Raw genomic sequence first — 13,702 nt, 5'->3', positions numbered from 1 at the left:
AATACTTATATTTAGCTAAATTAATTTCCAAACTAATTATTTACAAAATTGAATATCAACTTACTTGCTTTACAATAATTGTTAGAAAATAATTTCAGAAAAAAATAACACAATGTATAAAAATACTTATACATCGTGTTATTTCTTATTATTACTAACTAAATATATCAGCCTCTTTACTTTTTGAGCGATTAATTCTTGAAAAATCAACCCTTGAAAAAACATAAGTTGATAATAGTAAAAATACGAGTCCGAAAATGATTACAATCACCATGCTGATAAGGGGCGTAATTATAAAATTTCCTATTTTAAAAGCAAGCTGTTCCGCAACCAATTGATTGGTTGTTAAAGACGTCTTTTCCAGTATGATGGTTCTAAAAAACGCTGTTGTATATGTCATAGGATTGAGATATGCAATATATTGCAATACTTTTGGTAACATTGAAAGCGGAATATATGCACCACAAAGAAATGTAAGGGGCATTGTAATCGCCGTTATTACAACTTGAAATGTTTGTGAATTCTTAACCAGAGTCGCTATAAACAATCCAAGCCCGGAAAACACAAGTCCAACGACAATCATCACAGCGATTACCGCAAATGGTGTTATCCAGGATGTAAACTTAAGTCCTATAAAGTAACCAATGAATAAAATAATAATTCCTTGCATAGTTGCTATTGTTGCTGCTGATAATAGCTGACCTGCAGCAATTTGGATTCGTTTAACTGGACTTACAAGAACTTCCTTCATAAATCCCGAAACAATATCTTCAATTGTACTTGTAGCAACGGTAAGGGCGGTTTGAAAGACAGTGGTTATCACAATACCGGCCAGCATATAGTTTACTGGATTTTCAATATTTTGATTTTTAAATACCGAACTGAACACAAATAAAAAAAAGAATGGCATGATAATCGTGAAAATAAGCTGAACGCGATTCCTAGCAAAAATTTTAATGTTTCTAAACCATAAAGCTATTATAATATCCATAAATTCCTCACTTTCTTATATCTTTTCCCGTAATTTCTAAGAATACATCATTCAATGTGCCTTTGTTAATTTCCAAATCTGTTATTGCAGCTTTATGCTCACTTATAATCTCCATAAGTTTTGGTAAATCATTAACTTCAACGCAATAATAACCAGTTTTTTTCTTGTAAATAAACCCAGCCGTATCTAGCAATACCTCTAGACCTTGCTCGTCTGTGGTTGTAATATTTGCTTTATCCTTTGTATATTGCTGTTTCAAATGATAAGGAGTGTCTAATGCAACGATTTTACCGGCATCCATAATTGCAACTTTACTGCAAATCTCGGCCTCTTCCATGTAGTGTGTTGTTAGAAAAATGGTAATATTCTTCTCCTTTTGAAGCTTTACAATATATTCCCACATATGAGCCCTTGTTTGAGGGTCAAGACCTGTGGTTGGTTCATCTAAGAACAATACTTTTGGGTAGTGCAGCAGTGCTCTGGCTATTTCCACACGCCGTTTCATCCCACCGGACAGACTGCTTACCATTGCTTTTTTCCAATCCAGTAAATCCACTAAATTTAAAACAAACTGGATACGCTCGTCGGTTTCACTTTTGGGAATACTATAAAAATGACAATGCATAATTAAATTTTCCAGAACAGTCATTTTATTATCCAATGTCGGTTCCTGAAAAACAACCCCTATAACACTTCTAACGGCATCCTTTTCATGCGAAACGTCTTTTCCGTCAATAGTCAGTGTACCTGAGGTCTTATCGAATATGGTGCACAATGTATTTATGGTTGTGCTTTTACCTGCTCCATTTGGGCCTAAAAATGCAAAAATGCTTCCTTCTTCTACCTCAAATGAAACATTGTCGACTGCTGTAAATTTATCATATTTCTTTACAAAATCCTTAACTTCTATTATGTTTCTCATGGTATCACTCCTATCAACTGTTTTCTAGATTTTCGCGGCCACATTGTCATATACTCGAAGGGCTATAATTAGTCGAAAAAGACTTCATTCATTTTAATGCTCAAAGCGAAGTTTGCCTCGCTTACGTGATCGGCTTTCCTATGTAAAATTATACCTATAATTCGCCTAAATACAACTTATTTTATAAGACGTATGAGCCTTACCCAATGGACTAGGCACTCTAAACTCGTATTATCTCTTGTTTTCATACAACAATTTTAAATATAAAGAATCCTGCTAACAAAAGTAGTTATCAGGATTCTATTCTAATATTTATTACTATTCAGCCTTAAATATCTAATATACATTTTAAAAGCAAATTGAGATAAATACTTTATATACACCTTTGCAGATGTTGTGTCATTGTATATTTCACATGTAAACTATTTTGTTATGACTGTTCCTGCTGCTTCACTTATTGCATCCTTAGCTTTTTCAAGGGATGTTATAATTGCTCTTCTACCCTCTTTTGCATCTACGAAACTAAGCGCCGCTTTTATTTTTGGAAGCATGGAACCAGGAGCAAACTGGCCTTCTTCAATATAGATTTTAGCCTCTTCTACAGTTATTCTTGAAAGATTCTTCTGGTTTGGCTTGCCAAAGTTAATAGCAACCTGTTCAACCGCTGTAAGTACAACAAAAGCATCCGCATTTAGTAGTTCCGCTATTTTGCAAGAAGCAAAATCTTTATCAATTACAGCTGGCACTCCTACAAGATTTCCATTTCCTTTATCAATTACAGGTATACCTCCTCCACCAACAGTTATAACAATATGTCCGGCCTCAACTAGTGTTCTAATGATAGGTTCTTCAACTATATCAATTGGTAGTGGCGAAGCCACAACACGTCTCCAACCTCTATTAGAATCTTCCTTCATTGTATATCCTTTTTCAACCATCAATTTCTTAGCCTGCTCCTGAGTAAAGAAAGAACCTACTGGTTTAGTTGGGTTTTTAAATCCTGGGTCATTCGCGTCAACTATTACCTGTGTAACTATTGTTGCAACTTCCTTATTTATCCCTCTTTTTCTCATCTCTGCTCTAATACTTTGTTGTAGATGATATCCTATATACCCTTGGCTCATAGCCCCACACTCAGGAAAAGGCATTACTGGGCTATTTTCATTTATAGACGCTGCTGCTTCATAAGTAGCTACAAGTTGACCAACTTGAGGTCCATTACCATGAGCAACTATCACCTCATGGCCTTCTTCAATTAAATCTACTATAGTCTCTGAAGTCTGTCTTGCGGTTACTAACTGTGCTTCTGCTGTTGTATCCTTTGGGTTTGCTTGAAGGGCATTCCCCCCAAGTGCAATTACTATTCTTGCCATATTAATTTCTCCTTTATTTAATATTAAATTATTTATCAAACTTTCTTAAATAAGCAGATAATTCTTTTAATCCGTTTTTTAATATTTCTGTATGTGTGCAATATCCTAATCTAGCATGCATTGGAACGTCAAACCGATTACCTGGAACTAAAAGGACTCCTTTTTCTTTCAAAATATCTATACAAAATTGTTCTACATCAACAGGTATATCTAATCTGATAAATGATGTAGAAACATATTTTGGCAATACTAGTGAAACACGGGGTTCTTTTTCAACCCATTCTTTAACTATTTCTAAGTTCGTATGAATAATATTTTTATTTCTTTCTAGTACCAATTCTTTATTTTTTAATACATGAACAGCTAGATAATCATCAAAAACTCCTGAACAAATCATAGTATAATCACGATATTTTCTAAATGAATCTGCTAATTCTTTATTGCTAGCAATCCAACCGACACGTATTCCTGGAACTGAATATGTTTTTGATAAACTGTTTGTTGAGATCCCTTTATCATATAAGTCTACTATGGAAGAAACAGAAATAGTAGACTCTAAAGGTTTATATACTTCATCAACTAAAATGTAAGCACCCACATTACCCGCAATCTTAATTACTTCTTTTAGAAAGTCGTCATCAAATATAGTTCCAGTAGGATTGTTTGCATTATTCAAACAAATTAATTTTGTATTTGGACGTATTAATTTGTTTAGTTCATCAAGCTTTGGTTGCCAATCATTATCTTCATAAATTTCCCAAAAATCCACTTCAGCACCAAAAGACTTTGGAATCTCATATAATTGCTGATAGCTAGGATGCATCGCAATTACATGATCACCGGGCTCGACTAATGAATATAATGCTAATAGATTTGCGCCTGTTGCTCCATTAGTTTGTAGGATATTTTCAGGTGGAACATTTTTATATAATTTACTAACTTCCTTTTTAAACTCTGGAGAACCTTCTATCCATCCATAATTCATTTTTGTTTTTAATATTCCATCAAAAAATTCCTGTGGAGTTGTACCATCTATAGATATTATTTCTTCTAATGAAAATGAAGCAATTGAGCTTCCTGCTATATCGTAAATAGCATCATTCTCCCAAACATTTAACCATTCTTCAACACCAAAATTTGCGATTTTCATATTAAAGACCCCTTTTCAGAAATTTAAATAGTAATTTTTCCTGAGGCTAATTGATAAATAACATATATTGATCCAATAGCAATTAAAGTTGTTAATATTAATTGTGTTTTTGTTAATAATTTCTTTTCACCATTTTCTTTTCTCGCCATGGCAAAAAACACGATTCCAGGAATATAAGCTATAAGGCAAAGTAGAGTATAGTTTAGTCCTGAAACTACAATTGCCCAAATTTCGAAAATTACAGTAATTAAACCTATGATTATTTGTTTTTTTTCGCCTTTTTCATGTCTGTTTAGATAAGATATTTTAAATTGGTACAATCCAACAAATAAATAACATACTAATATTGCAGCAGTACAAAGAGAATAAGCAAATTGGTATGCTTTATCTGTAAATAAGAAAGTAAAAATAAATAGTTGAATTAAGACCGCTGTGGTAATTAAAGAAAAAGTAGGCGCACCCGCTTTATTTACCTTACCAAATATTTTTGGCAATAATTTTGAACGAGCCATTAAAAGAGTTGTTTCAGATGGTAACATCGTCCAAGATAGCCATGCACCTGAGATTGAAATTATTAAACCTATATTTATGAAGGCAGCTCCCCAAGGCCCAACAATATCTTTTAAGATGTAAGCCATTGAAGGAGTGGCTAATTTTGATAACTGATCTTTACTCATAACTCCATAAGGGATCATGGAAGCTAAAACGTAAATAATTAATAAGCCCACTAATCCAAGAATAGTTGCTCTTCCGGCTTCAGATTTTTTATTAGCACGGGAAGATAACATTGAAGCTCCTTCTATACCAACAAAAACCCACATCATTACCATCATACAATTTTTAACTTGTGAGAATATATCTGATAAATTAAAATTAGTAGAAATGTTCCCCCAGAAATGATAAGTAAATAAATCCACCTTAAAAGCTATAATACCTATGACTATGAATAAAAAGATTGGTATTAATTTAAATATGGTAACTACTGTATTTATAACAGCAGCTTCTTCAACTCCTCTATTAACTATGAAAGTAAGTATCCACATAAAAATACTAGCACCAATAATTGAGGCGATATTTTGACCATTTCCAAAGACAGGAAAGAAGTAAGAAAGTGTGCTCATAAGCATTGTAGCAAATGCTACATTACCAAGCCATGCGGATAACCAATATCCCCATCCACTAATGAAGCCTCCAAATTCTCCAAAACCATCTTCTGCATAGCTAAATATACCATTTAATTCAGGTTTTTTTAACAATAAATTGTTAAATGATAACGATAACATTAAAATACCAAAACCAACAATTATCCATGCAATAACTGCAGGTCCTGCAGCAGCACCTGATGCTAAATCACCCGATATATTAAATATACCAGCACCTATTGAGGAAGTAATAACTAGTGCTGTTAGTGAAAATAAGCCTAGTTTTTTAGATTTATCAGCCATTTTATAATCTCCTTCCGTCATACTAGCAATATTGAAATTTGGCGAGAGCAATCATTTTACCCCCACCAAATTTTATAATTGTAAATTATTTTAGGCTAGTTTCCAAGTGTAGCAACCATAACTGCTTTGATTGTATGCATTCTGTTTTCTGCTTCATCAAATACAATAGAATGTTTACTTTCAAATACTTCATCTGTAACTTCTAAACCTTCAAGACCATATTTTTCAAATATTTCTTTTCCTACGATAGTCTTTAAATCATGGAAGGCTGGTAGACAATGCATAAATTTAACATTTTTATTACCTGTCTTATTAAGCATTTCCATATTAACTTGGTATGGTCTTAATAGCTTTATTCTTGATGCCCAAACTTCATCTGCTTCACCCATGGAAACCCATACGTCTGTGTAGATTACATCTGCATTTTTAACGCCTGCATCCACGTTATCTGTAATAGTGATTTTTGCTCCTGTTTCTTTAGCAATTTCATTACATTTTTGGACTAATGCTGTTTCTGGGAATAAGCTCTTAGGTGATACGATTCTAAAGTCCATACCCATTTTAGCAGCACCTATCATCAATGCATTTGCCATGTTGTTTCTTCCGTCACCAGCATATACAAACGCAATGCTACTTAATGGTTTATCAAAGTGTTCTTTTATAGTTAAAAAATCTGCAAGAATTTGTGTTGGATGATCCTCAGTTGTTAAGCCGTTCCATACAGGTACCCCTGCATATTTAGCTAAATCTTCAACAACTTCTTGACCATATCCTCTATATTCTATTCCATCATACATTCTTCCAAGAACTCTCGCTGTATCTGCTACAGATTCTTTCTTACCAATTTGAGTTCCTGTAGGTCCAAGGTAAGTTACATGTGCTCCTTGGTCTAGTGCACCTACTTCAAAAGCACATCTTGTTCTTGTAGAACTCTTTTCAAATATTAGAGCGATGTTTTTACCTTTTAAGTTCTGTTGTTCTGTACCTGCATACTTAGCTTTTTTTAAATCCCTAGCTAACTCTAAAAAGTAGTTTATTTCCTTTGGAGTAAAGTCCATCAAAGTTAAAAAGTTTCTGTTTCTTAAGTTAAACATAATAAATTCCTCCTAATATTGTTGTTTTTATTTTATTATTGTTATTATAAGTCATCTCTATTTAGTGGCATACTCATACATCTTGGACCGCCTCGTCCTCTTGATAATTCAGCACTTGGCATTGTTAGAACTGTTATACCACGTTTTGATAAAATTTCATTTGTAATATAATTTCGTTCATAAGTTATAACCTTTCCTGGTGCAATAGCTAGAGTGTTTGATCCATCATTCCATTGTTCTCTTGCAGCTACTATAGAGTCGCCACCACCACATCTTATTAATTCAACTGAAGGTAATTTTAATGCAGATTTTAATATATTTTGCAATACATCTTTCTCTTGTTTAATGCTTAATTCACCATCAACGCCTTTTGTAATTTCAAAAACATTAAGTGGTCCTTCTATCCCAGGGTGAATTGTAAATTTATCATAATCAACCATAGTAAATACAGTATCAAGATGCATAAATGCTCTACAGGCTGGAATCTCAAATACTAATACTTTTTCAAAAGAAGTATGTTTATCAAATAAATTTCTTGCTACCACCTCTATAGCCTCAGGTGAAGTCCTTTGGCTACATCCTATTGCAAGAGTTGTTGCAGATAATATAAGCTCGTCCCCACCTTCAATATTATTGGGAAGGCTCCTATCATACCAAAGTGGCACTTCAGATTGCTTAAAAGAATTATGATATTTATGAATAAATTCTAGAAACATAGTTTCTCTCCTTCTAGCTTCAGTTTGCATGGTATTTATAGTAATACCATTTCCAATTGAAGCACCTGGATCTCGAGTAAAATAAAGATTAGGCATAGGATCTAAGTAGAATGGATACTGGTTTTCTATTAATCCTCTTAGAGAATGCATTCCCTTAACCTCTATTTCATTTTTTCTAACTCCTGCCATAAGTATATTGATCATCTCTTTTGTAGACTTTGACATTAAATAGGTATAAAGAGATTCATATATTTTCATATTACTAATGTGACTTTCTTGTAAAAACTGTTGTAAAAATATTTTTTTTATTTTATCGTCATTCAAAGCCTCAGTAGCAAGTTCTTCTAAATAAAGAACCTCAACATCGTTTTCTCTTAGTATTTGTGCAAATATATCATGCTCTTTTTTCGCCACTTCTAAATAAGGTATATCATCAAAAAGTAATTTTTGAAGAAGATTAGGCACTAAATTTTCTATTTCTCTACCAGGTCTGTGTAGGATTACCTTATTAAGTTTTCCTATTTCGGAAGTTACGTTTATAAACGGTTTCATTATATTTTGTCCCCCTCTTCATTTTTCTTGTTGCCCCCATTATAAAGTGTACAATTTAATATTGAAAACCCATTTTAACGGTGTAATCGTATATTTACGTGCCTTATTATCGGTGTTGTTAATCTAACACTTTATACGTATCTTAAGCTATGCTTTATTCAATAATGCTATACATGTTTACACTTGATATTTTAGAATATTGAATTATCTGTATATATATTCACAATATTCTAATTTGTTACGTATAAAAGTAAAAATAAGGCATAAACATTCATAAAACCTTTTTATGGTTATTTATACCTACAAATGTATAATATTACACATGTAAAGGGTACGTCCCTTATGTTGTTTTCTATAGTTGAAAATTTCCCCATATTAGAATTGAAAAAAATCTCCTCACCCTATATCAATTGATAGCATTTGTGGTTTGTCATTGACATTGAGTCTCTACGCATATGATTATATGCCATTAAAGAAGCCATTATATGTACTCTCAATGTAAATGGTACGCTTCGCCAACCCACTTAAAATTGTCAATTGCAAATTAGGCAGAGAAATAATTCAACTGTAAAGCGGGGGAGTTTTAAATTAGTATAAACATATGTGCTATTAATTACTTCGTTCATAATTATTCATATAAGTTAAATTTTCACCATTTTAAGGAACCTAAATGTTGACAATAATGATATTGTTAACATTATGTTCATAATATTAGTATCTAAGAAATCATAATCCATCTAAAATAAAAAAATATTTTAGATGGAAATGTTCTTTTATTATTATTTATAATTATAGATATATAATTAATGCATAAGAAAACCCTCAACTAATTAATTAGTTGAGGGTTTTACTGGTTGAAGCGATACAACTGTTCTTAATGTTTTAAATTCTGGATCATAAAGATGAATAATTATTTAGTGTTTTTATAATCCACAATAAAAGCTTCACCCTTATTCTTTAAAATATGACCAGAACTATAAGGTTTACCTTCCACGGTTATATATACCTTTTTCACCATATAATAATCACCCAGTGTATTAGTAATGCATTGGAGTATCTGACTTTCATAACCACTACCAGCATTCATTTCCTGTGTGAATTCCTTTGAAAAGTCCACGTATACTATATTATCTTTATTTAAATAAAGACTTTTTATTGTTGTGTTAGGGCTAATTAATCTCCCTACATTCTCATTTGGAACTTCCTTGAATTTTTTCTCAAATATTTTTCTTGTTATATCATTTGTATCAAAGGAAAGCTTTTTTTCTGTAATATAATTCATACTGTCATTTCCATTTGGATAATAAAATTTAACCATTTGAACAAAGGGTACCTTTTTCTCCATCTTACTTAATGAAGAACTTACATCACCATTAGATGTGAATAATGTTTTAACTAATCCAATATTAGCTGCATAATAATCTTTGTCTGTACTATCTTTTCTCACAGTTGTAACCTCTATACATTCATAACTAGCTAAAGGAGTTTTTATAGCAACTTTAACATTGGTTATACTCCGTTTGCTGCCATCTTTCAATGTCCAAGAATTACCTTTAGTAAGTGGTTCCTTCAATAAAATTTCAGGTTTATTATTAATTTGGGAAGTAAAGTCTTCTCTGTAATAGATCTCACCTTTAGAAAATATAAGTCTTAATTCTCCATCCTTATTTTCAAGTACTTTTACCAATTCGGAGCCACCATTATCAATTCTAATCTGTTGGCGGTTTCCTCTTAAATAGTCCACAAAGACAGAATAAGTTGCGTATTCATTACCCTCACCAACATACATATACTTTAAGCTTTTTTCAAAAGGATAGTAATCCCCTATCTTAGCTGTAGCAACATCACCTTTTGAATTATCAACCTTAGGCTTTGACATATCCACTTTAGGCTTTGCATTACCTGCGTTATCTGGAACCTTAGTTTTCGACGTTATTCCCTTGCTACAACCAGTTAGTAAAATAAATGTAACAATTACTAATATGACGCGAATATTTTTTTTCATATCATCATATCCCTTCTGTTTTTTATTTACCACTAAATCAAAATCTTATAGAAAATTCATTTAGCCACTTTTCAGAGTATGATTTTTATTTTAAAATATCATTAGATTCCTTTTCATCGTAAATAAAATCTTTCATAATATCAAGCAATTTTCCCTTATCTAGACTTTCAATATTATTTATTGATTTAATTTGTTTTATCAATCTATTACTTAGATTTTCATCATTTTTATAAGTTTTTTCGTTTATATAGAATTCCTCTCCACTTTCAACTATTCTAGAGCTGTAGCCCTTAGAATCCAATAACTGTTGAAAGTTCTCTTGTGCCTCTTCATCTCCATGAACAAGCAGAATTTCCTTTGGTTTTTCCATAAATCCTTCTATCCAATTTAATAATCCGTTTCTATCAGCGTGTCCTGATAATCCCTCTAGGTTATAAATATGAGCATTAACAGCAACGGGTTCTCCAAATATTTTAACTATTTTCGCACCCCCTACTATATTTCGTCCCAAGGTGCCTTGTGCTTGATATCCTACAAAAACAATTGATGATTCTTTTCTCCACAAATTGTGCTTAAGATGATGTTTTACTCTACCTGCATCGCACATACCACTCGCTGAAATAACTATTGCATTGCTTTTAATTTTATTTATTTCAGCTGAATCATTTGAAGAAACTGAGAATCTTAAACCATCAAATCTAAATGGATACTCACCCTTCATTACAAGTTCTTTAGCCTCTTTATCATAATCCTCATTATGGCTTTCAAATATTCTTGTTGCTTGAATAGCTAAAGGACTATCGATATAAACTTTAACATCCTTCAACTCTTCATTTTCTACATATTTATTTAATTCATATAAAATCTCCTGAGTCCTACCTACTGCAAATGAAGGTATAATAACATTTCCCCCTCTTGCAAAGGTCTCCTTAATTATTTTTAATAACTCCTTTAAATTTTCCTGAATCTCAGGATGAACCCTATTGCCGTATGTGGTCTCTATTATCAAGTAATCGGTGTAATTAATGATTGTTGGATCTTTTAAAATTGGCTTATTTATATTGCCCAAATCACCACTATACACGAGTTTTACTTCTTCTTGATTTTTTTCCGTCATATATAATTCAATAATAGCAGAACCCAAAAGATGCCCTGCATCCCTAAATCTTATTTTTAACCCTTCAAAAACCTCTATCATCTCATCATATTGAAATGCTCTAAAAAGATTAAGAGAAAGCTCAGCCAATTTAACTGTATAAAGTGGTTCTAGAGTTTTTAATCCCTGACGTATTCTTTTTCTATTTTTCCACTCAACCTCAGATTCATGAATGTGCCCACTGTCAGGAAGCATAATACTGCATAAATCCATTGTTGCTTCAGTTGATAAAATTTCTCCCTTAAATCCCAACTTATAAAGTAGCGGTATTCTTCCACTATGATCAATATGGGCATGTGATAAAATCACATAGTCTACCTCTTTAGGATTAAAATCAAATTTCTCATTTCCAAATACCTTTTCACCTTTGCCCTGATATAAACCACAATCAAGCAAAACAGTCTTTCCATTTATGTGTAAAATGTGACATGAACCTGTAACAGTTTTTGCTGCTCCATAGAATTGAATTTTCATAATAATCCTCCTCTTCATCATGTGAATAGTTGCTTTATATAATGTTAAGGGTTTAGGGTTTACTTTTCATTGGATAAGAGTACGTAAGCATTACGCTGAATTCCATCTAAAGTTTTCAAAAAATTCAGATATTTCTTTCTATTATAACAGATATATGATAATATACCTAGCATGTCTTTGATTAATTTCTATCTTTATCCATCTTTTCAAGTATGATTTTTTGTATTTGTTAAATTATATTTGAGTCAATTGTATTATTACTTTCTTTGTAGTGATTTAACCTGCTAACAGCCGGTCCCTCTATAATATCGCCTTCAAAAGTAAATCTTGATCCATGACAAGGGCAATCCCAAGATTTTTCTGCACTATTCCATTTTAGCTCACACCCTAAATGTGTACATGTTATATCAACTATATGTAGTTCTCCATTCTTATCTCTATATGCCCCATATCTATCTCCATCAATCTCTACTATCTTTCCCTCATCATTTTTTAAATCAAAATCATATTGTCCAACCTGAAGTTTTCCTTTTATTAGTTGCTTTGCAACATCAAAATTTTCCTTAACTAAGTTCTTAATTCCATCAGTTGAAATTTTACGTGATGGATTATATACCTCTTGATAAGGGCTTTCATTTTTAACTATAATATCCCTTAGTATACCTGCAGCTGCTGTTCCATTTGTCATGCCCCATTCACCATAACCAGTAGCAACGTAAATATTTTCTGATGAAGAAGTAAGATTACCTACATATGGTACACCATCTAATGTTATATAATCTTGAGTTGACCATCTATATAGAAACTTTTCAACATCAAAGTTTTTTTCAGCATAATTTTTTAAATTAACATAATGTTTAATCATGTCACCACCATGAGCAGTTTTATGATCTTGACCTCCAATAATTATCATCTGACCATCCTTATAATTTTGCGTACGAAAATACCAGCCTGCTTCTCCTGCATCTACAAATGTGCCTTTGGGCAATTCATCCTTTATTTTTGCAGATATTACGTATGACCTTTGTGGACGAAGTTTTGAAAAATATAATCCCAAACCATCATAAAAAGGAAAATGTGAAGCCAAAACAACTTTTGGTGCTATTACTTTAAATCCTGTATCTGTTATTATTGTATATAATTTATCATGTTCTATATCTACAGCTCTTGTATGTTCATATATTTCACTATCATTACCAGGAATGTTTTCCGCAACTTTAAGCAGGTACTTCCTAGGGTGAAATTGAGCTTGATTTTCAAAGCATAGGGCACCCTTTACTTCAAATGGTAAATCTAGTTTTTCAATATATTCGGATTTTATACCTAGGCTTTTAGCTGCTTCTGCTTCTTCTTTTAAAGTATCTATATAACTTTCATCTGTTGTATATATATAAGCTGGTAACCTGCAAAAGTCACATTCAATATTATATTTTTTGACCATATTTTCTATAAAATCTATGGCGCCTTCATTAGCATCTGCATACTGCTTAGCCTTTTCAATTCCCATAGTGTTAATTAAATTACTATATATTATATCATGTTGTGAAGTAACATAAGCAGTAGTATGTCCCGTAGTTCCCTGAACTATATTATCAGCTTCGATTAGTGCAACTTTGTAACCTTCTTCTTTTAAAAGGAGGGCAGTGGTAATTCCAGTAATACCCCCTCCGATAATTACTATATCAACTTTAATGTCTTTTTCTAAAGTTGGGTAGTTTGTCTCACCGGTTGAATCAAGCCAATAAGATTTAGGTGTTAAAATATTGTTAATACACATATTATTTTTTCCATTCATAAATTTACTCCCTTCCTTTAACATAATTA

At 32.1% G+C, this 13,702-nt stretch carries 10 protein-coding genes; all 10 read right to left on the bottom strand.

Annotated features, from left to right (window positions below):
- Window positions 1-154: 154 nt before the first annotated feature.
- Window positions 155-991: an ABC transporter permease gene (locus LGK95_RS08785; RefSeq protein ID WP_226124191.1), complete on the bottom strand. Its 837-nt coding sequence runs from the start codon at window positions 989-991 to the stop codon at window positions 155-157.
- A 7-nt stretch (window positions 992-998) separates the two neighbouring features.
- Window positions 999-1,913, bottom strand: a complete 915-nt coding sequence (locus LGK95_RS08780; RefSeq protein ID WP_226124190.1) for an ABC transporter ATP-binding protein — start codon at window positions 1,911-1,913, stop codon at window positions 999-1,001.
- Between the two features lie 422 nt (window positions 1,914-2,335).
- On the bottom strand, window positions 2,336-3,286 hold the full coding sequence (gene arcC, locus LGK95_RS08775) for a carbamate kinase (protein ID WP_226124189.1): 951 nt from the start codon (window positions 3,284-3,286) through the stop codon (window positions 2,336-2,338).
- Window positions 3,287-3,314: 28 nt separating this feature from the next.
- Entirely contained in the window at window positions 3,315-4,436 is a 1,122-nt protein-coding gene (locus LGK95_RS08770; protein WP_226124188.1) for an aminotransferase, read from the bottom strand.
- Window positions 4,437-4,459: 23 nt separating this feature from the next.
- A complete protein-coding gene (arcD, locus tag LGK95_RS08765; RefSeq protein WP_226124185.1) occupies window positions 4,460-5,881 on the bottom strand; it encodes an arginine-ornithine antiporter in 1,422 nt (473 codons plus the stop codon).
- A 95-nt stretch (window positions 5,882-5,976) separates the two neighbouring features.
- On the bottom strand, window positions 5,977-6,975 hold the full coding sequence (gene argF / locus LGK95_RS08760) for an ornithine carbamoyltransferase (RefSeq protein WP_264174511.1): 999 nt from the start codon (window positions 6,973-6,975) through the stop codon (window positions 5,977-5,979).
- Window positions 6,976-7,019: 44 nt separating this feature from the next.
- Window positions 7,020-8,243 (bottom strand): arginine deiminase, encoded by a 1,224-nt coding sequence (gene arcA / locus LGK95_RS08755; protein ID WP_226124184.1) that lies wholly within the window; start codon window positions 8,241-8,243, stop codon window positions 7,020-7,022.
- Window positions 8,244-9,153: 910 nt separating this feature from the next.
- Entirely contained in the window at window positions 9,154-10,248 is a 1,095-nt protein-coding gene (locus LGK95_RS08750; RefSeq protein ID WP_226124183.1) for a GerMN domain-containing protein, read from the bottom strand.
- A gap of 85 nt (window positions 10,249-10,333) precedes the next feature.
- Window positions 10,334-11,878 (bottom strand): MBL fold metallo-hydrolase RNA specificity domain-containing protein, encoded by a 1,545-nt coding sequence (locus LGK95_RS08745; protein WP_226124182.1) that lies wholly within the window; start codon window positions 11,876-11,878, stop codon window positions 10,334-10,336.
- Window positions 11,879-12,107: 229 nt separating this feature from the next.
- Window positions 12,108-13,673: an FAD-dependent oxidoreductase gene (locus LGK95_RS08740; RefSeq protein WP_226124181.1), complete on the bottom strand. Its 1,566-nt coding sequence runs from the start codon at window positions 13,671-13,673 to the stop codon at window positions 12,108-12,110.
- Window positions 13,674-13,702: the final 29 nt, after the last annotated feature.

Source organism: Clostridium algoriphilum, assembly GCF_020443705.1.
GTDB lineage: Bacteria > Bacillota > Clostridia > Clostridiales > Clostridiaceae > Clostridium_AD > Clostridium_AD algoriphilum.
Note: the sequence above shows the minus strand (reverse complement) of the source record. Positions and strands in the feature narration are given on the sequence as shown.

What these genes read in the sequence shown, in the direction of transcription:
- LGK95_RS08785 (WP_226124191.1), bottom strand. Translation starts at nt 991, where the DNA reads ATGGATATTATAATAGCTTTATGGTTTAGAAACATTAAAATTTTTGCT.
- LGK95_RS08780 (WP_226124190.1), bottom strand. Translation starts at nt 1,913, where the DNA reads ATGAGAAACATAATAGAAGTTAAGGATTTTGTAAAGAAATATGATAAA.
- arcC (WP_226124189.1), bottom strand. Translation starts at nt 3,286, where the DNA reads ATGGCAAGAATAGTAATTGCACTTGGGGGGAATGCCCTTCAAGCAAAC.
- LGK95_RS08770 (WP_226124188.1), bottom strand. Translation starts at nt 4,436, where the DNA reads ATGAAAATCGCAAATTTTGGTGTTGAAGAATGGTTAAATGTTTGGGAG.
- arcD (WP_226124185.1), bottom strand. Translation starts at nt 5,881, where the DNA reads ATGGCTGATAAATCTAAAAAACTAGGCTTATTTTCACTAACAGCACTA.
- argF (WP_264174511.1), bottom strand. Translation starts at nt 6,975, where the DNA reads ATGTTTAACTTAAGAAACAGAAACTTTTTAACTTTGATGGACTTTACT.
- arcA (WP_226124184.1), bottom strand. Translation starts at nt 8,243, where the DNA reads ATGAAACCGTTTATAAACGTAACTTCCGAAATAGGAAAACTTAATAAG.
- LGK95_RS08750 (WP_226124183.1), bottom strand. Translation starts at nt 10,248, where the DNA reads ATGAAAAAAAATATTCGCGTCATATTAGTAATTGTTACATTTATTTTA.
- LGK95_RS08745 (WP_226124182.1), bottom strand. Translation starts at nt 11,878, where the DNA reads ATGAAAATTCAATTCTATGGAGCAGCAAAAACTGTTACAGGTTCATGT.
- LGK95_RS08740 (WP_226124181.1), bottom strand. Translation starts at nt 13,673, where the DNA reads ATGAATGGAAAAAATAATATGTGTATTAACAATATTTTAACACCTAAA.